Source organism: Vreelandella venusta (genome assembly GCF_044809155.1).
GTDB classification, from domain to species: domain Bacteria; phylum Pseudomonadota; class Gammaproteobacteria; order Pseudomonadales; family Halomonadaceae; genus Vreelandella; species Vreelandella venusta_B.
The window spans coordinates 319,217-345,777 of sequence record NZ_CP085241.1; the positions used below are offsets into that span (position 1 = coordinate 319,217).

The following is a 26,561-nucleotide window of genomic DNA, read 5'->3' on the forward strand; positions in this document are numbered from 1 at the left end:
GTAGCTAACCAGGAGGCGTAGGACCCATGTCCAAACGCGATTATTACGAAGTCCTGGGTGTCGAAAAAGGGGCCGATCAGAAAGAGATCAAAAAGGCCTACCGCCGCTTGGCGCAAAAATTCCACCCCGATCGAAACCCGGACGATAACAGCGCAGCGGAAAAATTCCGCGAAGTGTCTGAAGCGTACGAAATTTTAAGCGATAGTGAAAAGCGCGCAGCCTACGACCAGTTTGGCCATGCCGGTGTGGATGGTCAGGGCGGCGGCTTTGGCGGTGGTGGTTTCGGCGGTGGCGCTGGTGATTTCGGCGACATCTTTGGCGATGTGTTTGGCGATATTTTCGGTGGCGGCGGCGGCCGCCGTCGTGGGCCTAACGCACCCGCCCGTGGCTCAGACCTGCGCTACAACCTAGAGCTTGATCTTGAGAGCGCGGTGGCTGGTACGACGGTCGATATTCGCGTACCGCGTCATATCGAGTGTGACCGCTGCGACGGCGGCGGTGCCGAGCCTGGTTCCACCAAAGAGACCTGCCCCACCTGTCATGGTCACGGCCAGGTACGTATGCAGCAGGGCTTCTTTGCGGTTCAGCAAACCTGCCCTACCTGCCACGGCAGTGGCCAGCACATTAAAGTGCCGTGCCACAAATGTAACGGTGAAGGCCGAGTGCGGGAAACGCGTACGCTATCGGTGAAAATTCCGCCAGGTGTGGATACCGGTGACCGTATTCGCTTAAACGGCGAAGGCGAAAGCGGCGTAAATGGTGGCCCACCCGGAGATCTTTACGTTCAGGTGGCCATCAAGCCGCACCATATCTTCCAGCGTGATGGAAAGCACCTCCAGTGCGATGTCCCCATCAACTTTGTCGACGCGGCCCTCGGTGGCGAGTTGGAAGTGCCCACGCTAGACGGTCGCGTGAAGCTGAAGATTCCGCCGGAAACGCAAACCGGCAAGCTGTTCCGTCTGCGCGGCAAAGGCGTGAAGCCGGTACGCGGCGGCGCCCCCGGCGACCTGCTGTGCAAAGTGGTGTTGGAAACGCCCGTCAATCTCAACGACGAGCAGAAAGACCTGCTTCGCCAGCTGCAAAAGAGCTTCGATGGCAGCAACAGCCACAGCCACTCGCCGAAGAAGACCGGTTTCTTCGACAGCGTGAAGAAGTTCTTTGAAGAGATGAAGCCGTAAGGGTGGTGTAACGCCTTGAGGCAAAAGCCCCAGCACGGTAGCGTGCTGGGGCTTTTTTGTATCTGATCAGCGCAGCAGGTTATCCAGACGCCACGCCAAAGCTTGTTGGCAAGGTTGCCGATGCTTGGCTCTGGGCAGCACGACGGCTTGACCATCCAGCTGCTGAAGCCATGCATTATCTGGCATTAGGTCATCAAGGGTTGGGCTGATATGCCACTTATGATCTGGGCCAGGAGCGATCAGGTGGTTATCCATCGCCCAGTGTAAGTCAGGCGTCAGTGCTAACCCATTTGTTGGCCGGTCATCGTGGCTACTAGCAAAGGGAATCAAATGAGCGGCTTCAACAAGATAGCGATAGTCTGGCGTGATAAAACGTAAGCGGGTGGCCGCGCAACGATAGTCGTAGGCTTCCAGCACTAGCATGCGAAATGCCGCAGAGCGCGCCTGCTGCTGGGCGGTCTCTTTCACCTCCCCAACTAAGCGGTCAGGCTGCTTCTCGTACTCGCCGCTTTCAAGCGCTGTGGCTAAATAGGTATTGAGCGCATGCTGTTGAGCAGGACTCGCAAAATAGTTCGCCACGATAAGCGCACAAGCCTCATGAGCCGTTTGTTTGTTCTGAAAGGCACTGAATAGTGCACTATCAAGCTTTGCTTCGGCAAAAAGATCCAATAACTTACTCAGTGATTTCGGTTGCCCAAGACTTTGGGCGACCTTGGAAACGCTGCTGTTGAAAATGGGTTTCCAGATTGCGCCAGAAGCACCTCGGTCGCTTTTTAAGTGCCAGAGGGGTAAATGTGGATTGGCTGCTCGACGATTGCCAGTAGCTGTTTCATATAAATCGAAATAACGTGACAGCAAACGATCATCAATTGATACATGCGGCGTTGAAATATGTCGGCTTTGAATTTCGCAAATAACGGCTAGTAGTAAGCAAGGCTTATTCGCAGCAAGCTGGTTTCGGCTGCGGCCAACTCGAAGGGTTGTCAGGCAGGTGAGCGTATCATCTTTCATGCTGGTCTCAAGGCTCGCTTAGGATTCAAAAGAGCTTAGCAAGGATTGTTCATCAGACGCAGCGTTTCATTCAACACACCGTTGCAACGAATTCTCATTCAACGCTTGGCTCTTATCGCGGTGGGGATTAGGCTAGTGGGTACTCACCCGCCACCTATATGGAGAGATCTCTATGCCTTTATCCCGCGCTGAAATTGCTACCCCCTCTGGTGAGCGGTTGATCAACCGTCTCTGCAAGCACTGGTCGCATAAGCTGGACGTTGAGCAAAGCAAGCAGCAGGCAACGATTCATTTTGAGACCGGCACCTGCCTGCTCCACGCTGAGCCTGAGCGCCTGCTGGTGTCCATCGAGACGTTGGAAGAGGAGCACCTGGATCAACTTGAAGGGGTGGTGGAGAACCATCTGGTACGTATGGCGAACGACGAGCCGCTGGAGATCGTTTGGGAGAACTAAGTATGCATGGTGGATGCTGCCTTTAGCGCCGCATCCATAGGGGTGGTCTGCTATAATCGCGGCCACCTTTTTTGTTTCTAGTTGATGCCAAACAGCGCACGCGTAGGAGTTTCCATGACCCGAATAGCCATTGTGGGCGTAGCAGGCCGTATGGGCCGCACGTTAGTCAACGCCGTTGAGCAAGAGGAAAGTGCCTCGCTTGCAGGCGGTATTGTGGAGCCGGGTAGCTCACTCGCCGGTGCCGACATTGGCGAACTGGCGGGCGTGGGGAAGCGCGGTATAGCAGCAGTGGATTCATTAAGCGCGATTGTGGATGACTTCGACGTGCTGATCGACTTCACTGCGCCTCAGGTGACGCTGGCCAATTTGGCCTTCTGTGCCGAGCACGGTAAGCGCATGGTGATTGGCACCACCGGCATGAATGACGAAGAGCTAGCAACGCTCGATAGCTACCGCGATACGGTCGCCATGGTCTTCGCCCCCAATATGAGCGTGGGTGTGAACCTGACGCTGAAACTGCTGGAAACAGCGGCCAAGGCGCTGGGTGACGAAGGCTACGACATTGAAGTGATCGAATCTCACCACCGCCATAAAGTCGACGCGCCTTCCGGCACGGCGATCAAAATGGGTGAAGTGGTGGCCGAAAGCTTGGGCCGTACCCTGAAAGAGCACGGCGTGTTTGAGCGGGTGGGGCAGTGTGGCCCGCGTACCGATAAAGAGATCGGCTTTGCTACCGTGCGTGCGGGCGACATCGTCGGCGAGCACACGGTGATGTTTGCCACCGAAGGCGAGCGCATCGAAATTACCCACAAGGCATCTAGCCGCATGACCTTTGCCAAAGGCGCGGTGCGCGCGGCGCGCTGGGTCGCTGGCAAAGAGAGCGGCCGTTACGATATGCAGGATGTGCTGGGGCTGGATTAATCAGCAAAGCGGCCTTTGGCGCAGCGCTGGTCATAAAGGGCTAGCCGAAGGTCGATAAATCCTGTAACATTCCAAAAATTTTGGCCCAGTGGCTGCAAAAAGCAGCAAAGTATCTGCAGGAAAGTCTGCAAAAAAGCACCGCGCTTGTTGCACTGGCCGTTACGTTGGAAAAAATAGTCAGCTAAATGCTGCGCCATGGCTAACACCGTCACAAACGCCATGGAAAGAGAACAACAAGCGGGATGAAACCGATTTTTTCACTATCGGCTTCGTCCCGCTTTTTTACGACCCGACGTTTGCTTATAAACGCCGTAACCGGATCGCCGAGCCTGCGCCCACAGGCTCCCACCAGCATGGGAGAACGTGTTTTGAATAACCCCGCATTGAGCAAACCCGCGATATTGGCCTTGGAAGATGGCAGTGTGTTTCATGGAACGGCCATTGGCGCGGAGGGAATGACAAGCGGTGAGGTGGTGTTCAATACAGCCATGACCGGCTATCAAGAAATCCTCACTGACCCCTCTTATACCCGCCAAATCGTCACTCTGACGTACCCGCATATCGGCAATACCGGCATTAATTCTGAAGATGTTGAGTCTGCTTCTATTGCGGCGGCGGGCTTGGTCATCCGCGATTTGCCGCTGTTAGCCAGCAGCTTCCGCTCTGAGCAAACCCTTTCTGACTACCTGAAAAGCCAAAACGTGCTGGGGATTGCGGATATCGACACCCGTCGCCTGACGCGCATTCTGCGCGATAAAGGTGCCCAAAACGGCGCGATTCTGGCGGGTGCTGATGCAGAGGGCGATGATGCTGTCGAGCGGGCGCTGGCGGCGGCGCAAGCGTTTCCGGGCCTGAAGGGCATGGACTTAGCCAAAGAAGTCTCGTGCAAAGAAGCGTATGAGTGGTCGGAAGGCGAGTGGACTTTGGGCGAAGGTTACGCGGATACCACCCAGGGTGAGCGCCCTTACCATGTGGTGGCGTTCGATTATGGCGTGAAGTTCAATATCCTACGGATGCTGGCCGCACGCGGCTGCCGCCTGACGGTGGTGCCTGCGCAAACGCCCGCGGCAGACGTGCTGGCGATGAACCCAGACGGCGTGTTCCTGGCCAACGGCCCTGGCGACCCCGAGCCCTGCGACTACGCCATTAAGGCGATCCAAGAAGTGCTCGAAACCAACATTCCGGTATTTGGTATCTGCCTAGGCCACCAGTTGCTGGCGCTGGCCTCGGGTGCCAAAACGGTCAAGATGAGCCACGGCCACCACGGTGCCAATCACCCGGTACAGGATTTAGACACCGGTACGGTGATGATCACCAGTCAGAACCACGGCTTTGCCGCTGATGAAGCAACGTTGCCCAGCAACGTGCGCGCAACGCATCGCTCGCTGTTCGACGGCACCCTACAGGGGATTGAGCGTACCGACCGGCCGGCATTTAGTTTCCAAGGTCACCCGGAAGCCAGCCCCGGCCCGCGCGATGTAGCGCCGCTGTTTGACCGCTTTATCGCCATGATGCAGGCGCGCCGCTAATCATATATTGCGCTGCCTCTCATTGCTCAGTTACGCCGTTTTGATGCTCATCGTCACCACTTTTTGCGGGAACCGTTATGCCTAAGCGTACCGATATCAACAGCATTCTTATCATTGGCGCTGGCCCGATCGTCATCGGCCAGGCCTGCGAATTCGACTACTCTGGCGCCCAGGCGTGTAAAGCACTGCGCGAAGAGGGTTACCGGGTTATTTTGGTCAACTCCAACCCCGCCACCATCATGACCGACCCCGCCATGGCCGATGCCACTTATATCGAGCCGATTACGTGGCAGGCGGTTGAAAAAATCATCGAAGCCGAGCGCCCAGATGCCATCCTGCCGACCATGGGCGGGCAAACTGCGCTGAACTGCGCGCTGGATCTTGAGAAGCACGGCGTGCTGGCTAAGTACAGCGTTGAGATGATCGGTGCCAACGCCGATGCCATTAATATGGCGGAAGACCGCGACCTGTTCGACCAAGCCATGAAGCGCATTGGCCTTGAGTGCCCGAAAGCCAAAGTGGCGCACACCATGGATGAGGCGTGGGAGATTCAGGCAGAGCTGGGCTTCCCGACGATTATTCGCCCCTCCTACACCATGGGTGGCTCCGGCGGCGGCGTGGCGTACAACAAGGAAGAGTTCGAAGAGATCTGTACCCGCGGTTTTGAGCTTTCCAATAACCACGAGCTGCTGATTGATGAGTCGCTGCTGGGTTGGAAAGAGTACGAAATGGAAGTGGTGCGCGACAAAAACGATAACTGCATTATCGTCTGCGCGATCGAGAACTTCGACCCGATGGGCGTCCACACCGGCGACTCCATCACCGTGGCGCCGGCGCAAACGCTGACCGATAAAGAGTACCAAATCATGCGGGACGCGAGCCTCGCGGTACTGCGTGAAATCGGCGTGGAAACCGGCGGCTCCAACGTACAGTTTGGTATGGACCCGAAAACCGGTCGTCTGGTCGTGATCGAGATGAACCCGCGGGTGTCGCGCTCGTCGGCGCTGGCATCAAAGGCCACCGGTTTCCCGATTGCTAAAATCGCTGCGAAGCTGGCGGTGGGTTACACCCTGGATGAGCTGCAAAACGATATTACCGGTGGCCGTACACCTGCGTCGTTTGAGCCGTCCATCGATTACGTTGTCACCAAAATTCCGCGCTTTACGTTCGAGAAATTCCCCCAAGCGAACGACCGCCTAACCACCCAGATGAAGTCGGTGGGTGAGGTGATGGCGATTGGCCGTACCTTCCAAGAGTCGCTGCAGAAAGCCCTGCGCGGCCTGGAAACCGGCAACGATGGTCTTGATCCGATCATCACTGATTTCACGCCGGACAACATGGCGATCATTCAGGGCGAGCTGCAGGCCGCCGGTGCCGAGCGTATTTTCTACGTGGCGGATGCCATGCGCTCAGGCATGAGCGTCGATGAGATATTTGCACTCACTAATATCGACCCGTGGTTCCTGGTCCAGCTTGAAGATCTGGTGCTGACTGAAAATGCAGTGGCTAAGCGGGCGCTGTCCGATTTCTCCACCCGCGAGCTTTACCAGCTTAAGCGCAAGGGCTTTGGCGACGCGCGCTTGGCCAAGCTGCTCGGCGTGTCAGAAAAAGAGTTCCGCAAAACCCGCCAGGCTGCCGGTATTCGCCCGGTTTATAAGCGCGTTGATACCTGTGCCGCCGAGTTTGCGTCCGATACCGCCTACATGTACTCCACTTACGAAGAGGAGTGCGAAGCAGATGTGTCGGATCGCCAGAAAATTATGGTACTGGGCGGTGGCCCCAACCGTATCGGCCAGGGTATCGAGTTTGACTACTGCTGTGTTCACGCCGCTTTCGCGATGCGCGATGACGGCTATGAAACCATCATGGTCAACTGTAACCCGGAAACCGTTTCTACCGATTACGACACCTCGGATCGTCTCTACTTTGAGCCGGTTACGCTGGAAGACGTGCTGGAAATTGCCGATAAAGAGAAGCCGGTGGGCGTGATCGTTCAGTTCGGTGGCCAAACGCCGCTGAAACTGGCCCGTGAGCTGGAAGCCGCAGGCGTGCCGATCATTGGTACCACGCCGGATGCCATCGACCGCGCTGAAGACCGTGAGCGTTTCCAGGTGATGATCGACAAGCTGGGCCTGAAGCAGCCGCCTAATGCTACGGCGCGCAGCTTTGAAGAAGCGTTTTCTAAGGCAGAAGTAATTGGCTATCCGCTTGTGGTTCGCCCCAGCTATGTACTGGGTGGCCGTGCTATGGAGATCGTCTACGACGCCTCTGAGCTTGAAAACTACATGACGCATGCGGTGAAAGTTTCCAACGACTCACCGGTGCTGCTGGATCACTTCCTGAGTGCGGCGGTCGAGGTGGATATCGATGCCGTTTCGGACGGTCAGCAAGTGGTGATCGGCGGCATCATGCAGCACGTTGAACAAGCGGGGGTTCACTCCGGTGACTCTGCCTGTGCGCTGCCGCCTTACTCCCTGCCTGCTGATGTGCAGGATGCGATGCGCGACCAGGTTAAGCAGATGGCGGTAGAGCTGGGTGTTAAAGGCTTAATGAACGTGCAGCTGGCTTGGCAGGATGGCGAAATCTACGTGATTGAGGTGAACCCCCGTGCCTCGCGTACGGTGCCGTTTGTGTCCAAGTGCATCGGCACCTCGCTTGCGCAAATTGCTGCGCGCTGCATGGCCGGTAAAACACTCGCCGAACAGGGGTTTGAGCGCGAAATAATCCCGCACTTTTACAGCGTCAAAGAAGCGGTCTTCCCGTTCAATAAGTTCCAGGGCGTTGACCCGATTCTCTCGCCCGAGATGAAGTCGACCGGTGAGGTAATGGGTTCAGGCGATACCTTTGCCGAAGCGTTCTTCAAGGCGCAGCTAGGTGCGGGTGAGGCGATTCCCGCGCTAGAGGGCGACCGTAAAGCGTTCCTGTCAGTGCGTGAGCCGGATAAGCAGGGGATTATCGAAGTCGCCCGTTCTCTGCTAACATTGGGCTTTACACTTTGTGCAACGCGCGGAACGGCAGCGGCGCTTGAAGCTGCCGGACTCGACGTGGAGCACGTCAATAAAGTCTACGAAGGCCGTCCCCATATCGTCGATCTGCTCAAGAACGACGAAATCGCCTACATTGTGAACACTACCGAAGGTCGTCAAGCCATTAACGACTCGTCGGTCATTCGCCGTACTGCTCTCGCGCGCAAGGTGCCCTATGCGACCACCTTGGCGGGCGCTAATGCTGTTTGCATGGCGCTTGAGTACGGTAGGGAGATTACGGTGCGGCGCCTTCAGGATCTGCATGCAGGAGCAACGCAATGAACAAAGTCCCGATGACGGTAGCGGGAGAAAAAAGCCTTCGTGATGAGCTGGCTCATTTGAAGGGTGAAGCGCGCCCGCAAGTCATTGCCGCTATCGCAGAAGCGCGTGAGCATGGCGATCTTAAGGAGAACGCTGAGTATCACGCTGCCCGTGAGCAGCAGGGGTTTATTGAAGGCCGTATTCAGGAAATTGAGAGTAAGCTTTCCGGCGCACAGGTAATTGACGTAACGAAACTGCCTAAGACAGGCAAGGTAATCTTCGGCGTTACCGTCGAGCTGCTAAACCTGGATAGCGATGCTAGCGTGACCTACCGCATCGTGGGTGAAGATGAGGCCAATATTAAAGAGGGCCGCATTTCAGTAACGTCACCGATTGCCCGCGCGCTGATCGGTAAAGAAGAGGGCGACATTGTGGTGGTGAAAACCCCCGGTGGCGATGTTGAGTATGAAATTGAGCGTGTTGAACACCTCTAATGCCCTACGGCTAGCGCCATAAAAAAGGCCCGATGCAGGAGACTGCGTCGGGCCTTTTGGCTTAGCGGCATATGGCGCGGTGTTAATACGCTCTATGCGTTAATACGCTTTCTAGGCGTTAGTGCCGGCCATGGTGGCCTTCGAAACGCGTGACGTTAGAGAGCTTTGGGTTCGCCTTTGGGTTGCGGCGGTAAAGCAGCGCCATTTTGCCGATAGTTTGCACGAGCTCGGCCTTGCTGTCGGCCAGCAGCTCGCTGATCATTGCTGCGCGGTCGTCGCGCTCGGGCAGTGCGAGCTTAACTTTAATCAGCTCGTGATCATGGAGCGCGCGGTTGAGTTCTGCGAGCAGATTTTCGGAGACGCCGTTTTCAGAAACGGTAACCACCGGGTTCAGGTGGTGGCCAATGCTACGAAATGCTTTCTTTTGTGCCTGTGACAAGCTCATGGTATCTTGCGGTATCCCGGTTAGCGCTTAACGTTCCATCTTACGGTGAAATGCCGTTAAGTGAAAGCGATCACGTCAATGCGCCCATCTCTTCTATCAGTGTTAGATTCCTACATGCAGCAAAAGCCCCCAAGCCGTAAACACTCAGTGAGTAAGACCAGCAATAACTGGAAGAAGGAACATTTTGACGACCAGTATGTGAAGCAAAGCTGGCAGGATGGCTATCGCTCCCGTGCGAGTTACAAGCTCTTAGAGCTAGACGAAAAGGACAAGCTTTTCCGCCCCGGTATGACGGTAATCGATTTAGGCGCGGCGCCCGGGGGATGGAGTCAAATTGCCGCAGAAAAAGTCGGGCCGGAAGGCGTGGTTATTGCCTCTGATATACTGGAAATGGATGCGCTAGCGGGCGTGGACTTCATTCAGGGCGATTTTACCGAAGAGCAGGTGCTTAATGCGATTCTTGAACGCCTGGGAAATCGCCCGGTAGATCTTGTGATGTCCGATATGGCCCCCAATATGAGTGGTATGGCAGCGATTGACCAGCCTCAGGCCATGTATCTGGTAGAATTAGCCTTAGAGCTTGCCCGTGAAACGTTGCCTCCCGGCGGACGCTTCCTTGCTAAGGTATTCCAGGGAGAAGGGTTTGACGCTTATTTGAAAGAGTTGCGGGGAAGTTTTAAGCGGGTGGTGACGCGTAAACCTGATGCCTCCAGGGCGCGGTCCCGTGAAGTCTATTTCCTGGCGGAGGGGTTTCGTGGCTAGCCAGCAGTATGGTTCATTGGCGCGATAGCAAAGTTTTATCACCTCGATTGCCAGACAGGCAGGCGTAGGTGTGTCACATTGTGCATATTGGACGAACGTGACACAGATGGCCCAAAGCCATATGTGCTTTGGCAATGGTTGAACGTTAAGCTCTAGTGTAATGTCTGAGTATTGACGGTTAACTGACGGATTCTTGTAATGAGGGTAGCCCCTTGAATGATATGGCGAAGAACCTGATTCTGTGGTTGGTCATCGCGGCCGTTCTACTGACAGTGTTCAATAATTTCAGTACGGAAAGCGCACCGCAAGCTACTAACTACTCACAGTTTGTACAGCAGGTGCAAAATCAACAGGTGCGTAGCGTCACGATTGATGGCTATACCATCACCGGTGAGCGCACGGATGGATCGCAGTTTCAAACTATTCGTCCCGCGGCAGAAGATCCTAAGCTGATGGACGATCTGTTGAGCAACAACGTCACTGTTGTGGGTAAAGAGCCCGAGCAGCAAAGTATTTGGATGCGCTTGTTGATCGCCAGCTTCCCGATTCTGCTAATCCTGGCTATCTTCATGTTCTTCATGCGCCAAATGCAGGGCGGTGCCGGTGGCGGTAAAGGCGGCCCAATGAGCTTTGGTAAATCCAAAGCTAAACTGCTCTCTCAAGATCAGATTAAAACCACCTTTGCTGACGTGGCGGGCTGTGACGAAGCCAAGGAAGAGGTCGAAGAGCTGGTCGACTTCCTTCGCGACCCCACCAAGTTCCAGCGCCTGGGTGGCACCATTCCCCGCGGCGTGCTCATGGTGGGCCCGCCGGGTACCGGTAAAACGCTGCTGGCCAAGTCGATTGCGGGCGAAGCAAAAGTACCGTTTTTCTCGATCTCCGGCTCTGACTTTGTTGAGATGTTCGTTGGTGTGGGTGCATCCCGTGTCCGCGACATGTTCGAACAGGCCAAGAAGCAGGCGCCCTGCATTATCTTTATCGATGAAATCGATGCGGTCGGCCGCTCTCGTGGTACCGGTATGGGTGGTGGTAACGACGAGCGTGAGCAGACCCTCAACCAGCTGCTGGTAGAAATGGACGGCTTTGAAGCCAACGAAGGCATCATTGTCATCGCCGCGACGAACCGTCCTGACGTGCTTGACCCCGCGTTAATGCGCCCAGGCCGTTTTGACCGTCAGGTCACCGTGGGCCTGCCTGATATTCGCGGTCGTGAGCACATTTTGGGTGTTCACCTGCGTAAAGTGCCGCTGGCCGATGATGTGAAGCCGCAGCTGATTGCACGTGGTACGCCTGGCTTTTCTGGTGCCGACTTAGCCAATTTGGTTAACGAAGCAGCACTCTTCGCTGCTCGTCGCAACAAGCGCTTAGTTTCTATGGAAGAGCTAGAGCTTGCTAAAGACAAGATCATGATGGGCGCTGAGCGCAAATCCATGGTCATGACCGATAAAGAGAAGCTGAATACGGCCTACCACGAGTCAGGTCACGCTATTATTGGTTTGGTAGTACCAGGGCACGACCCTGTCTACAAGGTGACTATCATCCCGCGTGGTCGTGCGCTGGGCGTGACAATGTTTTTGCCGGAAGAGGATCGCTACAGCCTCTCTCGTCAGCAAATTCTCGGTCAGATTTGTTCGCTGTTTGGTGGCCGTATCGCCGAAGAGATGACGTTAGGCCCCAATGGTGTGACCACGGGCGCCTCGAACGACATTAAGCGTGCCACCGAGCTTGCTCACAATATGGTGGCTAAGTGGGGCCTTTCGGACGCCATGGGTCCGATCATGTACGACGAGGATGAGTCTCACCAATTCCTTGGTGGCCCTGGTCAGGGCGGCAAGCTGAAGTCCGGCGAAACAACCACGCGTCTTGATAAAGAAGTACGCAAGATTATTGACGAATGCTACGAGCAAGCGCGCCAGATTCTGCATGATAATCGCGACAAACTAGATGCCATGGCCGAAGCGTTAATGAAGTTTGAAACCATTGATGCCACTCAGCTAAAAGACATTATGGAAGGTCGCGACCCTCGCCCACCGGAAGGCTGGGATGATGGTGACTCCTCTGGCGGTGGCATGCCTGTCAATGATGATAAGCCCGAAGCCAGCGCTGATGCGCCGGTCGATGGCAACTCGGCCAAAGATGACGGTGAAGAAGATGACGATGAACCACGTCGCCGCCCCTCTGATCCGTTAGGTGGTCCAGCTGGATCTTAAGTGTTTGGATAGTGTTATTAAAGGCGTCCCATTATGGGGCGCCTTTTTGTTATGCTGTGGGTAACAAGAGCCGCAACACTTCCTTTTAATCAGGCTACCGCATGAAATCGACAGTTGACCCCTCTTCCTCTCTAAAGGCAGCAGACAGCGCTTTTCACCTGCGCTGTGGACGCCACTTGCTTGATCTTTCGTTTCCGCGCGTAATGGGTATTCTCAATGTAACCCCTGATTCATTCTCCGACGGCGGCCAGCATGTTGCGTTGGACGATGCTCTGCGCCATGCGGAGCGTATGCTGGCTGAAGGGGCGGTGATGATTGATGTTGGCGGTGAGTCGACGCGTCCTGGTGCGCCCTTTGTCTCTGAGCAAGAAGAGCTGGATCGTGTGTCTCCTGTGATAGAGGCGCTGGTGAGAGAGCTAGATGCGCTGGTGTCGGTCGATACCAGTAGCCCCACGGTCATGCGCGAAGCCAGCGCACTCGGCGCGGGGATGATTAATGATGTGCGCGCCTTAGAGCGTGAGGGCGCCTTAGCCGCCGCTGTCAGCAGCGGTTTGCCGGTATGCCTGATGCATCGTCAAGGTGAGCCTCAAGATATGCAGCTTTCTCCCCATTATGAGCAGCCAGTGGAGCGCGTGGTTGCGGCTTATTTAGCTGAGCGTGTGGCAGTCTGCGAGGCGGCAGGGTTGCGCCGCAACCGACTGCTTGTTGATCCAGGTTTTGGTTTTGGAAAAACCGTTGAGCATAATCTGCGCTTGCTCAAATACATGGAAGCGCTACAGTCGTTAGAGCTGCCACTACTGGTGGGTATGTCGCGCAAAAGTATGATTGGTAAAGTGTTGGGGCGTCCGGTTGAGGAGCGCCTAGCAGGAGGGCTTGCGTTAACGGCCATGGCGGTTGAGCGAGGGGCTAATATTATACGCGTGCATGATGTAGGGCCGACAGTCGATGCCGTTAATATGGCGTGGGCGGTCTTGCAAGAAGGCTGCGAATCGCCGTTAAACAAGGAGTCTGGCGCATGACACGACGTTATTTTGGTACAGATGGTATTCGTGGCACCGTTGGGCAGGCACCGATTACCGCTGACTTCATGCTTAAGCTGGGTTGGGCCGTAGGGCAAGTGCTGCGTCGCGAAAAAGGACGCACTCGCGTCTTAATAGGTAAAGATACGCGTATTTCTGGCTATATGTTTGAGTCAGCGCTGGAAGCAGGGCTTTCAGCGGCGGGGGTAGATGTATCCCTCTTAGGGCCAATGCCAACGCCTGGTATTGCCTATCTTACGCGCACCTTTCGTGCGGATGCCGGTATTGTCATTTCTGCCTCGCACAACCCGTTTGACGATAACGGCATTAAATTCTTCTCTGCAGAAGGTAAAAAGCTACCCGATGAGATCGAAGACCGCATTGAGGCAATGCTGGACGCTCCCTTAACCACAGCGGAAGCGGCGTCGCTAGGCAAAGCAACGCGGATTGAGGATGCTGCCGGTCGCTATATTGAGTTTTGCAAATCCACCCTGCCGGATCGTTTAAGCTTGCATGGGTTGAAAGTGGTGCTCGATTGCGCCCACGGCGCAACGTATCACATTGCGCCTAATGTGTTCCGCGAGCTGGGCGCGGACGTTAGCGTCATCGGGGCGGCCCCGAACGGGCTAAATATTAATCAACAGGTAGGCTCTACCCATCCTGCAGCGCTGCGGGCGGCGGTTATTCAGCAAGCGGCTGATTTAGGCATTGCCTTTGATGGCGATGGCGACCGCTTGCTGCTGGTCGATGCCGATGGTCGTGAGGTGGATGGCGACGATATCCTTTATCTGATTGCCCGGGATCGTCATGAACGTGGGCTGCTGGAGGGCGGCGTGGTGGGCACGCTCATGAGTAATTTTGGCCTTGCCATGGCGCTTGAAGAACTCGGTATCCCCTTTGCTCGCGCTAAAGTCGGTGATCGTTTTGTGATGGAAATGATGGCTGAAAAGGGGTGGGAGCTAGGCGGAGAGTCTTCGGGGCATATCGTCTGCGGCCACGTCCAGTCCACAGGAGACGGTATTGTTTCAGCGCTGCAGGTATTGGCGCTAATGATGCGCGAGCAAAAAACCTTGCCTACGCTGCTTAAAGGGTTGGAAAAAGTGCCGCAGTCGCTGGTGAATGTTAGGCTGCCAAAAGGCGCCAGTGCTAAAGAGGTCATGGCTTCTGAGCCTCTGCAGCAAGCGGTTGCCACGCTTGAGAAAGAACTAGGCGACCAAGGGCGTGTTCTGTTGAGGCCCTCAGGCACTGAGCCGCTCATCCGTGTGATGGTTGAAGGTCGAGCCCATCTCGATGTAGATAAGCTGGCCAGCCACCTTGCTAATCAGGTGCAGGCGCTGCTGAGTTAAGTAGCATAACAACCGCTCGATGCGTCTAACAGCGGTTGTCTTGACAAGGCTGCTCCTATACCATTTCGCTCCACCTTGAGTGAGGATAGTCAATGCGCACGCCATTAATTGCCGGTAACTGGAAAATGAACGGTTCGACGGCATTGATTCAAGCGTTTGGCGACGCTTTTGCGGCAGCAACACTGTCTGCAAATGTGGACGTTGTTATCATACCGCCGTTTCCGTATCTGGATGCGGCCCGTCATGCGTTTAAGAACACGCCGCTGCAATTAGGGGCGCAAACGCTCAACCCCCAGCACTCTGGGGCGCACACGGGTGAAATTAGCGGGCGGATGCTGAAAGAGTTTGAGGTTGGCTACGTGCTGGTCGGCCACTCAGAGCGTCGCAAGCTCTATCGTGAAACCGATGAGCAGGTGTTTGATCGCTTGGTGGCGGCTTTGGATGTTGGCCTAACGCCGATTCTCTGCGTTGGCGAAACTCTTGAAGAGCGTGATGCGGGCAATACGATGGATATCGTGCTCCGCCAAGTTGGTCATGTCATGGCCCGTTTGGAGCCTGCCCAACGCCTTCACGTTGTGATTGCCTACGAGCCGGTATGGGCCATCGGAACCGGGCGCACGGCTACTCCAGAGCAGGCCCAGGAAGTGATGGCGGGCATTCGCGCCTATCAGGCTGGGTTTGATTCCTCGCTTGCCGAGCAGCTTAAGCTGCTGTACGGCGGCAGCATGAACGCAAGCAATGCGGCTGAGCTACTCGCACAGCCGGATATCGACGGTGGTTTAGTGGGCGGTGCTTCGCTCAAAACCAACGATTTTTACGCCATTTGTCAGTCAGCAGGATAACGCCATGCAAGTTGCAATTCTTATGGTTCACGTGGTGATTGCGATCGCCTTGGTTGTACTCATCCTGCTTCAGCAGGGTAAAGGGGCCGAAGCGGGAGCTGCCTTCGGTGGTGGTGCATCGCAAACCGTTTTTGGTTCGCGAGGAAGTGGTAATTTCCTGTCGCGTACGACCGCCCTGCTGGCCGCAGGCTTTTTCGTCACCTCCATGGCGCTGGCTTACTTTGCGACTCAGGCGAGCCAAGCACCAGAAGCGGGTATTCCTGACTCTCGCCTCATCGAGCAACAGCGCAACATTCCAACGCTTGACGACGAACCCGCAAGTATGGATAATACCGCGCCAGTGCTAGAGGAAAGCGGCGAGTAAGGTATTGATGTTGTTTTCTTTAGCCTCCCCTGTTGCCGAAGTGGTGGAATTGGTAGACACGCTATCTTGAGGGGGTAGTGACCGTATGGTCGTGCGGGTTCAAGTCCCGCCTTCGGCACCATCTGTTTTGCTGATTCATCAGCTTCCCAGAGTTTTGCCCAAAACGCTTTTGTAAAAGAAAGCAGGGGTTGGCACCTGAGACGTAAAGAGTACTTGAAGCAAGTTCTTGGAAATGAGTTCTTGACGTAAGTTCTTCAAGTGTCTATTATCGTCGACCTAGATTGATGCGGGGTGGAGCAGTCTGGTAGCTCGTCGGGCTCATAACCCGAAGGTCATCGGTTCAAATCCGGTCCCCGCTACCATCTTTAAGTGATATGTTTTATCTCAGCTGTGGTCTTTAATGAGTAGCTGAGTTAGTGAGAAAGTCAGTATGACGTTGTTCTCCGCATATTGTTAAAGTGGTATTACAGGTTTCTTTCAAAAAGCCCCTTCCTGTGAAGGGGCTTTTTGTTAGTAGCTTTTTCGTTAAGATTTTGCGAACAAAATTTTTTAATCGCTTTTTGTTAAAGCTTTTTGCGAGCCAAGCGTGTCTCAAGAGCGGATGTTTTCCGAGTAGCCAGAGACACATTTCCGGGTAACGCCAATCAGCCACCTAGCTTTTCTTATAACTCCTGGCCAGGTGCCTGATGCAACGGCTATAGGAGCTTTGTCTGTGGCCACAAAACACGCTGCGCTTCACGCGCTGATCGAACCTGTCGTTGCCGCCATGGGCTTTGAGCTATGGGGTATCGACCATATCTCCCAGGGTAAGCACTCGCGGCTAGTGATTTACATTGAGCACGAAAATGGTGTGAGCGTGCAGGATTGCGCTGATATCAGTCGCCAAGTCAGTGCCGTCATGGATGTAGAAGACCCCATTCCTGGCGAATACCGGCTGGAAGTTTCTTCCCCCGGCATGGCGCGCCCCTTGTATACCCTGGATCACTTCATCCGTTATCAAGGCCACCAGGTCGCGCTCAAGCTGCGCGTTGCTTTTGATGGACGGCGCAAGTATCAAGGGCTTCTCGCCGGTGTTGACGGTGATGAAGTGTTGCTACAGCTGGATGGTGAAGAGTACTGCTTCCCCATCGAAAGCATCGATTCTGCGCAGGTTGTCCCGCAGTTCGAGGATTAAACGGGTGGCGGCATCCGGCGGTTGCCGGAGTGATGCACAAAAGGACAGGTTTTCTGGCGAGGCAGACGCATGAGTAAAGAAATTTTAATGGTCGTGGACGCGATCTCGAACGAAAAAGGCGTTCCCCGCGATGTTATTTTTGAAGCGGTAGAAGCCGCGTTGGCGAGCGCGTCACGTAAACGCTTTGATCAAGAAGAAGCCAACGTGCGGGTACATATCGACCGGCGTACAGGCGATTACGATACATTCCGCATCTGGACCGTTGTCGAAGACGACGAGTTTGAAACGCCGGATTACGAAATTAAAGAGACCATCGCCGAGCAGCGTGACCCGCCGCTGAAGCTAGGCGATGTTGTCGAGCAAAAGATTGAAAACGCGGTCTTTGGACGCATTGCTGCGCAAACAGCCAAACAGGTGATCGTACAAAAAGTGCGTGAAGCTGAGCGCGCCGAAGTCGTACGCCAGTACGCCGATCGCGAAGGCGAGCTGGTGGCAGGTATTGTCAAAAAGACTACCCGTGACGGGCTGATCATTGATTTGGGCGAAAACGCCGAAGCGTTCTTGCCGCGTAACGAGATGATTCACGGCGAACGCTACCGCATGAACGAACGCGTTCGTGCGCTGCTGGTTAAAGTTGACCCAGACGCACGCGGTGCCCAGCTTCAGCTATCGCGCACCAGCCCAGACTTCATTATTGAGCTATTCAAAATTGAAGTGCCGGAAATTGCCGAGCAGCTCATCGAAATCAAGGGCGCCGCTCGCGATCCAGGCTCACGGGCTAAAATTGCTGTAAAAACCAACGATCGCCGTATCGATCCTGTTGGCGCCTGCGTGGGTATGCGCGGTTCTCGCGTTCAAGCCGTATCGTCCGAGTTACAAAATGAACGTGTCGATATCGTGCTTTGGGACGATAACCCCGCTCAGCTGGTGATTAACGCCATGGCGCCAGCCGACGTAGCGTCTATTCTAGTGGACGAAGACGCCCACGCAATGGACGTCGCGGTTGCTCAGGATAATCTCGCACAGGCGATTGGTCGTAGCGGGCAGAACGTTCGCTTAGCCTCTGAGCTGACCGGCTGGCGCATCAACGTCATGACCGAAGACGAAGCTGAGTCTAAGCGCGAGCAAGAGATTGACAGCCTGGTGGACTCTTTCGTGCAGCATTTAGAAGTGGACGAAGACGTTGCCCGCCTGTTGGTAGAAGAAGGGTTTACCACCCTGGAAGAAGTTGCTTACGTGCCGCTTGAAGAGATGCTTGAAATCGAAGAGTTCGATGAAGCGTTGATAGAAGAGTTGCGTGCACGTGCGAAAGACGAGCTGCTGACGATGGCGATTGCCTCGGAAGAAGCGCTAGACGGTGCCCAACCGGCAGAAGATCTGCTGGAAATGGACGGCATGGAGCGCCACCTGGCCTTCATCCTGGCCAGCCGCGGTATCGTTACAATGGAAGATCTCGCCGAGCAGTCCGTCGACGATCTGGTCGATATCGAGGAGTTGGACGAAGCGCGCGCAGCGGCACTGATCATGACTGCCCGTGCGCCCTGGTTTGAAGACGATAACGCATCGGATTCAAACACACAGTAAACAGGTCACGGGTTTAGGAGGGTCACTATGTCAGATATGACAGTTAAAGATTTTGCAGTAAAGGTGGGCCGTGATGTGCCCCGCCTATTGGAACAGATGAAAGAAGCTGGCTTGCAGCACGCCTCAGAGGGCGATGCGGTGTCAGAAGAAGATAAGCAAAAGCTGCTTAGCTTTCTAAAGAAAAGCCACGGTGGCAGTGAAACGGATGCAGGTAAAAACCGCATTACGCTGACCCGTAAAACGCGCAGCCGTATTAAAACGGGCGAGCGCGGCAAAACCATTGAAGTGCAGGTACGTAAGAAAAAAACTTACGTCAAAAGTGCTGAAAGCGAGAAGCCGAAAGCTGCTGAGCCTAAGCACTCTGGCCCGCGCCAACTGGTAGGCGATATGGCGGAAGCGGAAGCGGAGCGTAAAGCTCGTGATGCCCGTGAGGCGGAAGAGAAAGCCGCTGCTGCTAAAGCCAAGGCCGCCGAAGACGCCGCACGTAAAGAAGCGGAAGAAAAAGCGAAAGCCAAAGCAGCAGAAACGCCTAAGATTCCCGTGCCTGAGCTTCAAATCGACGATTCGCCTGCAGCCGATGATATGCCGCCTGCACCGCCGAAAGAAGGCCGTACCGACCGTCGCACCGCACCGCCTAAAAAAGCGGCTGCGAAGAAGAAAGGTCGTGACGATGAAGACGATCGTGGTGATCGCGAAGAGCGTAAGCGTGGCGGTGGCGGCAAGAAAGTAAAACGTGCCGAGCAGCGTCGCGGCGGTCGTCGTGGTGGCAATCAGACGGGCAATGGCAAGCATGCCTTCCAAAAGCCGACGCAGCCAATCGTGCGTGAAGTCTCGATCCCCGAGTCAATCAGCGTCGCTGAGCTGGCTGACAAAATGTCGATCAAGGCTAATGAAGTTATTAAAGCCATGTTCAACATGGGCGCTGCGGTCACCATCAACCAGACGATTGACCAGGATACAGCGGCTATCGTCGTGGAAGAGATGGGTCATACGCCGAAGCTGGTGAAAGATGACGCGCTGGAAACGGAAATGCTCGAAGGCATCTCCTACGAAGGCGAAGAGATCACTCGTTCACCGGTGGTTACCGTTATGGGTCACGTTGACCACGGTAAAACCTCGCTGCTCGATTATATTCGTAAAGCGAAAGTGGCCACAGGTGAAGCGGGCGGTATTACCCAGCACATTGGTGCCTACCACGTGGAAGATAACCACGGCGGCGTGACCTTCCTAGATACCCCGGGCCACGCGGCGTTTACCGCCATGCGTGCCCGTGGTGCGAAGGCAACCGACGTCGTTATCCTGGTGGTTGCTGCCGATGACGGCGTGATGCCCCAGACCATTGAAGCGATTGAGCACTCCAAAGCTGCTGAAGTACCGTTGGTCGTGGCGGTGAACAAGATTGATAAGCAGGGCATTGATCTGGATCGCATCAAGAACGAACTCTCGCAGCACGGCGTGATTTCGGAAGAGTGGGGCGGTGATACCCAGTTTGTTCACGTGTCTGCTAAGACCGGTGAAGGTATGGAAGAGCTGCTGGAAGCAATCCAGCTGGCCTCTGAAGTGCTTGAACTTAAAGCCGTACCTTCTGCGCCAGGTAAAGGTGTCGTAGTTGAGTCGCGCCTTGATAAAGGCCGCGGTCCGGTCGCTACCGTACTGGTTCAAAACGGTACGCTGAAAAAGGGCGATATCGTCCTGGCAGGCCTGCACTACGGCCGCGTTCGTGCGCTGACCAATGAGCTTGCTCAGCAAGTTGATTCGGTTGGCCCGGCAATGCCTGTCGAGATTCAAGGCTTGGGCGGTACGCCGGATGCCGGTGATGACTTCATGGTCGTCGCCGACGAGAAGAAAGCCCGCGAAGTCGCTAACTTCCGTCAAGGTAAATACCGCGAAGTGCGTCTGGCACGTCAGCAGAAGGCCAAGCTGGAGAACATGTTCAGCCAGATGGGCCAAGACGAAGTGGCCAAGGTCAACATCGTCCTCAAAGCCGACGTACAGGGTTCGCTGGAAGCCATCAAAGGCGCCCTGGAAGAGCTCTCCACCGGTGAAGTTGAAGTCGCCGTGGTCTCCTCGGGTGTTGGCGGTATCACCGGTACCGATGCCAACTTGGCGCTTGCCTCTGAGGCGATCGTGGTCGGCTTTAACGTCCGTGCCGACGCTGCTGCCCGCGAGATCATCGAACGTGAAGGCTTGGATCTGCGCTACTACAGCGTCATCTACCAGCTGATCGACGAAGTCAAGCAGGCGATGAGCGGTATGCTCGCACCTGAGTGGAAAGAAGAGATCGTTGGTATTGCTGAAGTACGCGACGTCTTCCGTGCACCGAAGATTGGTGCAATTGCCGGCTGTATGGTGGTTGAAGGCAGCGTACACCGTAATAAGAAGATTCGTGTACTGCGCGATGACGTAGTGATTTACGAAGGCGAGCTCGAATCGCTGCGCCGCTTCAAAGATGACGTTCAAGAAGTGCGTAACGGCATTGAGTGTGGCATCGGCGTGAAGAACTACAACGATGTCCAGGTCGGCGACAAGATCGAAGTCTTTGACCAAGTGAAGGTCGAGCGCAGCCTCTAAGGCCGCGAGGAGCAACCATGCGCGAATTTAAGCGTACCGACCGAGTAGCCGACCAGCTCCAAAAGGAGCTGGCGGTACTTATTCAACGCGAAGTAAAAGACCCGCGTTTAGGCATGGTTACGGTAAGCGGTGCCACCGTTAGCCGTGACCTGGGTTACGCCGATATCTATGTCACCCTACTGGGTGAGCAAGACCCCGCGCGTATCAAAGAGAACCTGCAGGTGCTGAAACGTGCCGCGGGTTTTCTACGCAGCCAAATTGCCAAGCGTATTAAGCTGCGTCACGTGCCTGAGCTGCGTTTTCATTACGATGAAAGCGTGGTACGTGGCCAGCACCTCTCCTCGCTGATTGAGGAAGCGGTCTCTACTGACCGCGCTCGTCAACAGGATGATGAAGAGGGTAGCAACAACGAAAATGGTGAGGAGACGCGCTAATGGCCCGTCGCCGTCGCGGATTACCGGTTAATGGCGTGCTGCTGCTGGATAAGCCCAAGGGTATTTCTAGCAACCACGCGCTGCAGCGGGTGCGTCGTCTGTTTGAGGCGCAAAAAGCTGGGCATACCGGGACGCTAGATCCCATGGCCACAGGCTTGCTGCCTATTTGCCTGGGGGAAGCCACCAAATTTTCCGCGCACCTGTTGGAAGCCGATAAAATGTATCGCACCCGAGTTGAACTCGGGGTGATCACTGACACCGGCGATGCAGAAGGTAACGTTATTGAACGTCGTGAGGTGCCAAGCCTCACAGCGGCGGACATCGAGTCTGTTTTAACGCGCTTTCGTGGTGAGATTGAGCAAGTCCCGCCGATGTATTCGGCGCTCAAGCATCAAGGTAAAAAGCTCTATGAACTCGCCCGTGAGGGCAAACACGTAGAGCGTGCAGCGCGGCGGGTAAGCGTGTATGATGCGCGGCTGCTTCAGATTGAGGGCACCGCCTTTGAGCTTGAAGTCAGCTGCAGCAAAGGCACGTATATCCGCACCTTGGCTGAAGATATTGGCCAAGCACTGGGCTGTGGCGCCCATATCAGCCAGCTGAGAAGGCTTAAAACAGGGCCTTTTACCAGTGATGCGATGTGGACGCTGGAAGCGTTAGAGGCCTTGGAAAGCCAAGCCAACCGCGAGGCAGAGCTAATGCCCGTGGATGTGCTGGTCGACCATTTGCCGTCGCTAAACGTAGACGAAACAGGCTACGGTTGCCTTGCTCACGGCCAGTCAGCCACGTTAGCCATCGAAGCGCTTGCGCCCGATGCGCTAGCAAGACTTTATTACGCCGAGACGTTTATCGGCCTTGGCGTTGTAAAAAGTGCCCAGGAAGTGGCGCCCAAGCGATTGTTAAGCACGGTCGCTCGTTCGTAAATTCGCCTGTAAAGCGTTGCAAGGAAGCGGCGATTTGCGCGAAAATTGTTTGTAGAAAAAAGTAGCATGAGACTGCAAATATGCGTGGTCTCACCCCATTCATTTTTAGGCATATTGCTTACTGGAGAGACAGATGGCATTAACCGCTGAGAAGAAGGCCGAGATCGTCAACGAATACGGCCGCGGCGACAACGACACCGGTTCCCCTGAAGTTCAGGTTGCACTGCTGAGCGCCAACATTAACGGCCTGCAGGACCACTTCAAAACCAACAAGCAGGATCACCACTCACGTCGTGGTCTGATCCGCATGGTAAACCAGCGCCGTAAGCTGCTGGACTACCTGAAGCGTAAAGATTTTGAACGCTATCAGTCTCTGATTCAGCGTTTAGGTCTGCGTCGCTAAGTATTAGCGGCAACGATCAAAAACGGGCAGCCCTTGTGGGCTGCCCGTTTTTTTGTTTGTGGTAGCCGTACGACGCCACAGCGCCTAGAATGGTGGCGAGTCAAAACGACCCAAGCGAAAAGACAAGTAGATATTAATGTTAAAGGAAGTCGCCGTGAATCCGGTAAAAAAAACGTTTCAATACGGTCGTAGCACCGTCACCCTAGAAACTGGCCGCATTGCCCGCCAGGCCACTGGCGCCGTTATGGTGACCATGGATGAAACCGTCGTACTGTGTACGGTGGTGGCGAAGAAAGAAGCCAATCCAAATCAACCCTTCTTCCCGCTCTCGGTACACTACCAAGAGAAAACCTATGCCGTCGGTAAAATTCCCGGTGGTTTCTTCAAGCGTGAAGGCCGTCCTACCGAAAAAGAGACCCTCACGTCGCGTCTGATCGACCGTCCGATCCGCCCGCTGTTCCCCAAAGGGTTCATGAACGAAGTACAGGTTATCTGTACCGTTCTCTCGACCGACCGTAATCACGACCCGGATATCGCAGCCCTGCTGGGCACCTCTGCCGCGCTGGGTATTGCGGGTGTGCCGTTCAATGGCCCGATTGGTGCCGCCCGCGTTGGCTTCAATGAAGAGCAAGGCTACTTCCTGAACCCCACCGTTGAAGAGCTGACCACCTCCGAACTGGATATGGTGGTTGCCGGTACCGAAAACGCCGTACTGATGGTGGAGTCTGAAGCGCAAGAACTGCTCGAAGACGAAATGCTAGGGGCCGTCCTCTTTGGCCACCAGGAAATGCAGGTCGCGGTGAGTGCCATTAAAGAGCTGGTTGCCGAAGCAGGTAAACCGCGCTGGGAGTGGCAGGCACCGGCCGAAAACGTGGCGCTGAAAACCGCCATGGCCGACGCCTTTGAAGCCAAAGTAGGCGATGCGTACCGCATTACCGACAAAATGGCTCGCCAAGATGCGCTGTCAGCACTGAAAGACGAAGCCGTTGAGCAGCTCGCGGCGGCGGAAGGCGAAGAAACTGAAGGCAAATTCAGCAAAGATGACGTGAAAGGTGCTTTTGCGGGTCTTGAAAAGCGCGTTGTACGCTCGCGTGTGGTGAAAGGCGAGCCGCGTATTGACGGCCGTGATAATGCCACGGTGCGTCCGCTGGATATTGAAGTGGGCGTACTGCCCAAGACTCACGGCTCCGCTGTCTTTACCCGTGGCGAAACCCAGGCGATTGCGATTGCTACCCTGGGCACCCTACGTGACTCACAGCTGATCGAGTCCCTGGAAGGCGAGCGTAAAGACCGCTTTATGCTGCACTACAACTTCCCCCCTTACTGTGTGGGTGAAGCAGGCTTTATGGGCGGCCCGAAGCGTCGTGAAATCGGCCACGGCCGTTTAGCGCGCCGTGGCGTGCAAGCCATGCTGCCGTCCGAAGAGACCTTCCCTTACACCATTCGCGTGGTGTCGGAAATTACCGAATCCAATGGCTCAAGCTCCATGGCGTCAGTATGTGGCTCCTCGCTCGCGCTGATGGATGCCGGTGTGCCGCTGAAAGCGCCGGTGGCGGGTATTGCCATGGGCCTCGTCAAAGACGAAGACGGCTACGCCGTGCTTACCGACATCCTGGGTGACGAAGACCACCTGGGCGATATGGACTTCAAAGTAGCCGGTTCTGAAGAGGGCGTTACCGCTCTACAGATGGACATTAAGATCGAAGGCATCAACGAAGAGATCATGGAGAAGGCTCTGCAGCAGGCTCATGATGCGCGTATCAACATTCTTGCGCAGATGAACGCCGTGATTAGCCAGAGCCGTACCGACGTATCGGAAAATGCCCCCTCCATGGCGACCATCAAAATCGCCCCGGATAAAATCCGTGACGTGATTGGTAAAGGCGGCGCGACGATTCGTAAAATCTGCGAAGACACCGGTGCCTCTATTGATCTGGACGATGACGGCACCGTGCGCATCTACGCGGAAGATAAAGCCGCGGCGAAACGCGCCATTGATACCGTGCTGGCCATTACCGCAGAAGCGGAAATCGGCAAGCTGTACAACGGTAAAGTGGTACGTATCGCTGACTTCGGCGCGTTTGTGAACATCATGCCGGGTACCGATGGTCTGGTGCATATCTCACAGATTGTCGCCGAGCGCGTTAACAACGTTCGTGACTTCCTAAACGAAGGCGACGATGTGATCGTTAAAGTGCTGGATATCGACAACCGCAACCGGGTGAAGCTCTCGATCAAAGAGATCACCGAAGAAGAGAAAGCAGCATTTGCCGCTGCTGATGCAGACGTCACTAAGTAAAACAGGACGTTTGCCCGTCAGCTGAGCGTTTAGCCAGTGACGTACTGCCCGCCCCCGAAGCCTCAGGCTTTGGGGGCGGTTTTTTATATGCCGTCCAAGTTTCGTCTATGGTTATGATACGAACACATGGGTTCGCTAAATAGCTCAGCCACAGGGACGTTCACATGCTCAATTGGAAGGAAGTGCCTAAACTTCCTAAAGCGGAAGGGCGCATTGAAGCGATTGATCTCGCCCGTGGTATAGCGATTGGGCTGATGATTCTCAGCCATACGGTGAGTGGGCTGATTGGCATACGCAACGTGCCCGATTGGGGCATGGTGCCCGTCCATTTTCTCACTAAGTTCTCTTCTTCCCTGTTCATCCTGGTCTTTGGGATTGCGCTAGCCGTGGCGTTTTTAGCGTCTACCCAAACAGAGACGTGGCCAAAACGGCGGCTAAAACTATGGGTGCGCGCGGTTGAAGTGTGGTTTTGGTACAAGGCGTTGACGGTCGTCGAGATGCTGCCGTATTACGCCCCAGGCGATATTGTTGATGCGCTGCTTTATCAGCGCTTTGCGATTTGGGTAGAAATCCTCGGTTTTTACGCCATCGCCCTGCTGTGGGTGCCGCCGGTACTTCCATTATGGGCACGTACACCGCTGTGGGGGCGGTGTGCGCTTATTATTGGCTTAACTGCGCTCTCCGCTTGGCTGCAGGGGCTGAGCTTTGGCGGTAACGACACCTTAAAAGCGCTGCTGGTGGACCATGAAGACCATTACACCTGGGGCCAGCTTAGCCGCGCGCCGTTGATCTTGGCGGGCCTGCTGATCGGTGAAGCCTTGCTGCGCTGCTATTTTGATACGGCGCTGCGGCGAAAGTTGGTGCTGGCGCTGGTGGGTGTGGGGGTTGTCATGGTCGCCGCGTTCTATGGCTTGGCCTTTGCCGAAGGCGATGTTTCCGCTGCGATGCTGGCGGTGGCGAATAACGATGGCAAACACCCGCCTGGGCTGAAATTCACGCTGTACAGTGTGGGCGGCGCGCTGGTTATTTTAGGCGCTGTACTCGCTGGTGGAGCTGCGGCAGCCAAGGCGCTACAGCCATTAACCATGGTGGGGAGCGACGCGCTCAAAGCGTTTATTTTCCACATTGTGATGATTTTTCTAGTGCTGCGTTTTCTGCTGGAAGGCGAAGGCATGTACACCTATCCACAGGCGCTTGGCGTGGGTGGGCTGTTAATTCTTGGGGCCGCGCTATGGATTTGGCTAACGCGCTGGATCGCCCGTTACAAATAACCCGCCACCAGCAGCGGTAGGAGGTAAAGTTGCGACATCTTAA

General features: G+C 55.2%; 23 protein-coding genes and 2 tRNA genes. 22 read left to right on the forward strand and 3 right to left on the reverse strand.

The window, feature by feature from the left end; genetic code table 11:
* The first annotated feature begins 26 nt into the window (after window positions 1–26).
* On the forward strand, window positions 27–1,178 hold the full coding sequence (dnaJ, locus tag LG301_RS01555; RefSeq protein WP_404472824.1) for a molecular chaperone DnaJ: 1,152 nt from the start codon (window positions 27–29) through the stop codon (window positions 1,176–1,178).
* Window positions 1,179–1,244: 66 nt separating this feature from the next.
* On the opposite strand, the gene LG301_RS01560 is transcribed toward dnaJ, so the two are convergent.
* Complete coding sequence (locus tag LG301_RS01560) at window positions 1,245–2,189, reverse strand: HNH endonuclease (protein ID WP_404472826.1); 945 nt, start codon at window positions 2,187–2,189, stop codon at window positions 1,245–1,247.
* Between the two features lie 172 nt (window positions 2,190–2,361).
* Between LG301_RS01560 and LG301_RS01565 the strand changes: the two genes are divergently transcribed.
* Together LG301_RS01565 and dapB are read left to right on the forward strand one after the other, a co-directional pair.
* A complete protein-coding gene (locus tag LG301_RS01565; RefSeq protein ID WP_404472828.1) occupies window positions 2,362–2,643 on the forward strand; it encodes a DUF2218 domain-containing protein in 282 nt (93 codons plus the stop codon).
* A gap of 114 nt (window positions 2,644–2,757) precedes the next feature.
* Window positions 2,758–3,564 (forward strand): 4-hydroxy-tetrahydrodipicolinate reductase, encoded by an 807-nt coding sequence (dapB, locus tag LG301_RS01570; RefSeq protein ID WP_404472830.1) that lies wholly within the window; start codon window positions 2,758–2,760, stop codon window positions 3,562–3,564.
* Here dapB and LG301_RS01575 read toward each other — a convergent pair.
* A complete protein-coding gene (locus LG301_RS01575; protein WP_404472831.1) occupies window positions 3,561–3,761 on the reverse strand; it encodes a hypothetical protein in 201 nt (66 codons plus the stop codon). The two genes, dapB and LG301_RS01575, sit on opposite strands and share 4 nt — an antisense overlap.
* 186 nt (window positions 3,762–3,947) lie before the next feature.
* Between LG301_RS01575 and carA the strand changes: the two genes are divergently transcribed.
* The 3 genes from carA (at window position 3,948) to greA (ending at window position 8,874) form a co-directional block, all read left to right on the forward strand.
* Window positions 3,948–5,093, forward strand: a complete 1,146-nt coding sequence (gene carA, locus LG301_RS01580) for a glutamine-hydrolyzing carbamoyl-phosphate synthase small subunit (RefSeq protein ID WP_404475133.1) — start codon at window positions 3,948–3,950, stop codon at window positions 5,091–5,093.
* Window positions 5,094–5,170: 77 nt separating this feature from the next.
* Window positions 5,171–8,401, forward strand: a complete 3,231-nt coding sequence (carB, locus tag LG301_RS01585) for a carbamoyl-phosphate synthase large subunit (protein ID WP_404472833.1) — start codon at window positions 5,171–5,173, stop codon at window positions 8,399–8,401.
* Window positions 8,398–8,874, forward strand: a complete 477-nt coding sequence (greA, locus tag LG301_RS01590) for a transcription elongation factor GreA (RefSeq protein ID WP_404472835.1) — start codon at window positions 8,398–8,400, stop codon at window positions 8,872–8,874. Before carB ends, greA begins: the two co-directional genes overlap by 4 nt.
* A 118-nt stretch (window positions 8,875–8,992) precedes the next feature.
* Here greA and yhbY read toward each other — a convergent pair whose 3' ends face one another.
* Window positions 8,993–9,319 (reverse strand): ribosome assembly RNA-binding protein YhbY, encoded by a 327-nt coding sequence (yhbY, locus tag LG301_RS01595; protein ID WP_404472837.1) that lies wholly within the window; start codon window positions 9,317–9,319, stop codon window positions 8,993–8,995.
* A 114-nt stretch (window positions 9,320–9,433) separates the two neighbouring features.
* Here yhbY and rlmE point away from each other — a divergent pair, with 114 nt between their 5' ends.
* From rlmE to LG301_RS01675, 16 genes are all read left to right on the forward strand, one after another.
* Window positions 9,434–10,081: a 23S rRNA (uridine(2552)-2'-O)-methyltransferase RlmE gene (gene rlmE / locus LG301_RS01600; protein ID WP_404472839.1), complete on the forward strand. Its 648-nt coding sequence runs from the start codon at window positions 9,434–9,436 to the stop codon at window positions 10,079–10,081.
* A 212-nt stretch (window positions 10,082–10,293) separates the two neighbouring features.
* Window positions 10,294–12,291: an ATP-dependent zinc metalloprotease FtsH gene (gene ftsH / locus LG301_RS01605; RefSeq protein WP_404472841.1), complete on the forward strand. Its 1,998-nt coding sequence runs from the start codon at window positions 10,294–10,296 to the stop codon at window positions 12,289–12,291.
* Window positions 12,292–12,392: 101 nt separating this feature from the next.
* On the forward strand, window positions 12,393–13,310 hold the full coding sequence (folP, locus tag LG301_RS01610) for a dihydropteroate synthase (protein WP_404472843.1): 918 nt from the start codon (window positions 12,393–12,395) through the stop codon (window positions 13,308–13,310).
* A complete protein-coding gene (glmM, locus tag LG301_RS01615; protein ID WP_404472845.1) occupies window positions 13,307–14,656 on the forward strand; it encodes a phosphoglucosamine mutase in 1,350 nt (449 codons plus the stop codon). Before folP ends, glmM begins: the two co-directional genes overlap by 4 nt.
* 92 nt (window positions 14,657–14,748) lie before the next feature.
* Window positions 14,749–15,498: a triose-phosphate isomerase gene (tpiA, locus tag LG301_RS01620; RefSeq protein WP_263066276.1), complete on the forward strand. Its 750-nt coding sequence runs from the start codon at window positions 14,749–14,751 to the stop codon at window positions 15,496–15,498.
* 4 nt (window positions 15,499–15,502) lie between these two features.
* Window positions 15,503–15,862, forward strand: a complete 360-nt coding sequence (gene secG, locus LG301_RS01625; protein ID WP_404472847.1) for a preprotein translocase subunit SecG — start codon at window positions 15,503–15,505, stop codon at window positions 15,860–15,862.
* Between the two features lie 34 nt (window positions 15,863–15,896).
* Window positions 15,897–15,983, forward strand: a tRNA-Leu gene (locus LG301_RS01630).
* 164 nt (window positions 15,984–16,147) lie between these two features.
* Window positions 16,148–16,224, forward strand: a tRNA-Met gene (locus tag LG301_RS01635).
* A gap of 350 nt (window positions 16,225–16,574) precedes the next feature.
* The gene (gene rimP / locus LG301_RS01640; RefSeq protein ID WP_263066273.1) at window positions 16,575–17,036 is read left to right on the forward strand and encodes a ribosome maturation factor RimP; all 462 of its coding nucleotides are present in this window, start codon (window positions 16,575–16,577) and stop codon (window positions 17,034–17,036) included.
* A 69-nt stretch (window positions 17,037–17,105) separates the two neighbouring features.
* Window positions 17,106–18,620 carry a transcription termination factor NusA gene (nusA, locus tag LG301_RS01645; RefSeq protein ID WP_263066272.1) on the forward strand — a complete coding sequence of 505 codons (1,515 nt, stop codon included), beginning with the start codon at window positions 17,106–17,108 and terminating at the stop codon, window positions 18,618–18,620.
* A 27-nt stretch (window positions 18,621–18,647) separates the two neighbouring features.
* The gene (gene infB / locus LG301_RS01650; RefSeq protein ID WP_404472850.1) at window positions 18,648–21,191 is read left to right on the forward strand and encodes a translation initiation factor IF-2; all 2,544 of its coding nucleotides are present in this window, start codon (window positions 18,648–18,650) and stop codon (window positions 21,189–21,191) included.
* 17 nt (window positions 21,192–21,208) lie between these two features.
* Window positions 21,209–21,625 carry a 30S ribosome-binding factor RbfA gene (rbfA, locus tag LG301_RS01655; RefSeq protein ID WP_404472851.1) on the forward strand — a complete coding sequence of 139 codons (417 nt, stop codon included), beginning with the start codon at window positions 21,209–21,211 and terminating at the stop codon, window positions 21,623–21,625.
* A complete protein-coding gene (truB, locus tag LG301_RS01660) occupies window positions 21,625–22,545 on the forward strand; it encodes a tRNA pseudouridine(55) synthase TruB (protein ID WP_404472853.1) in 921 nt (306 codons plus the stop codon). Before rbfA ends, truB begins: the two co-directional genes overlap by 1 nt.
* A 133-nt stretch (window positions 22,546–22,678) precedes the next feature.
* Window positions 22,679–22,948 (forward strand): 30S ribosomal protein S15, encoded by a 270-nt coding sequence (rpsO, locus tag LG301_RS01665; protein WP_009723734.1) that lies wholly within the window; start codon window positions 22,679–22,681, stop codon window positions 22,946–22,948.
* 136 nt (window positions 22,949–23,084) lie between these two features.
* Window positions 23,085–25,247: a polyribonucleotide nucleotidyltransferase gene (pnp, locus tag LG301_RS01670; RefSeq protein ID WP_404472855.1), complete on the forward strand. Its 2,163-nt coding sequence runs from the start codon at window positions 23,085–23,087 to the stop codon at window positions 25,245–25,247.
* A 164-nt stretch (window positions 25,248–25,411) separates the two neighbouring features.
* Window positions 25,412–26,518 carry a heparan-alpha-glucosaminide N-acetyltransferase domain-containing protein gene (locus LG301_RS01675; protein ID WP_404472857.1) on the forward strand — a complete coding sequence of 369 codons (1,107 nt, stop codon included), beginning with the start codon at window positions 25,412–25,414 and terminating at the stop codon, window positions 26,516–26,518.
* Window positions 26,519–26,561 lie beyond the last annotated feature (43 nt).

Bases quoted from the DNA above. Each gene is read 5' to 3' on its own strand.
- dnaJ (WP_404472824.1), top strand. From the start codon at position 27: ATGTCCAAACGCGATTATTACGAAGTCCTGGGTGTCGAAAAAGGGGCC.
- LG301_RS01560 (WP_404472826.1), bottom strand. From the start codon at position 2,189: ATGAAAGATGATACGCTCACCTGCCTGACAACCCTTCGAGTTGGCCGC.
- LG301_RS01565 (WP_404472828.1), top strand. From the start codon at position 2,362: ATGCCTTTATCCCGCGCTGAAATTGCTACCCCCTCTGGTGAGCGGTTG.
- dapB (WP_404472830.1), top strand. From the start codon at position 2,758: ATGACCCGAATAGCCATTGTGGGCGTAGCAGGCCGTATGGGCCGCACG.
- LG301_RS01575 (WP_404472831.1), bottom strand. From the start codon at position 3,761: ATGGCGCAGCATTTAGCTGACTATTTTTTCCAACGTAACGGCCAGTGC.
- carB (WP_404472833.1), top strand. From the start codon at position 5,171: ATGCCTAAGCGTACCGATATCAACAGCATTCTTATCATTGGCGCTGGC.
- greA (WP_404472835.1), top strand. From the start codon at position 8,398: ATGAACAAAGTCCCGATGACGGTAGCGGGAGAAAAAAGCCTTCGTGAT.
- yhbY (WP_404472837.1), bottom strand. From the start codon at position 9,319: ATGAGCTTGTCACAGGCACAAAAGAAAGCATTTCGTAGCATTGGCCAC.
- rlmE (WP_404472839.1), top strand. From the start codon at position 9,434: ATGCAGCAAAAGCCCCCAAGCCGTAAACACTCAGTGAGTAAGACCAGC.
- folP (WP_404472843.1), top strand. From the start codon at position 12,393: ATGAAATCGACAGTTGACCCCTCTTCCTCTCTAAAGGCAGCAGACAGC.
- glmM (WP_404472845.1), top strand. From the start codon at position 13,307: ATGACACGACGTTATTTTGGTACAGATGGTATTCGTGGCACCGTTGGG.
- tpiA (WP_263066276.1), top strand. From the start codon at position 14,749: ATGCGCACGCCATTAATTGCCGGTAACTGGAAAATGAACGGTTCGACG.
- secG (WP_404472847.1), top strand. From the start codon at position 15,503: ATGCAAGTTGCAATTCTTATGGTTCACGTGGTGATTGCGATCGCCTTG.
- nusA (WP_263066272.1), top strand. From the start codon at position 17,106: ATGAGTAAAGAAATTTTAATGGTCGTGGACGCGATCTCGAACGAAAAA.
- infB (WP_404472850.1), top strand. From the start codon at position 18,648: ATGTCAGATATGACAGTTAAAGATTTTGCAGTAAAGGTGGGCCGTGAT.
- rbfA (WP_404472851.1), top strand. From the start codon at position 21,209: ATGCGCGAATTTAAGCGTACCGACCGAGTAGCCGACCAGCTCCAAAAG.
- truB (WP_404472853.1), top strand. From the start codon at position 21,625: ATGGCCCGTCGCCGTCGCGGATTACCGGTTAATGGCGTGCTGCTGCTG.
- rpsO (WP_009723734.1), top strand. From the start codon at position 22,679: ATGGCATTAACCGCTGAGAAGAAGGCCGAGATCGTCAACGAATACGGC.
- pnp (WP_404472855.1), top strand. From the start codon at position 23,085: ATGTTAAAGGAAGTCGCCGTGAATCCGGTAAAAAAAACGTTTCAATAC.
- LG301_RS01675 (WP_404472857.1), top strand. From the start codon at position 25,412: ATGCTCAATTGGAAGGAAGTGCCTAAACTTCCTAAAGCGGAAGGGCGC.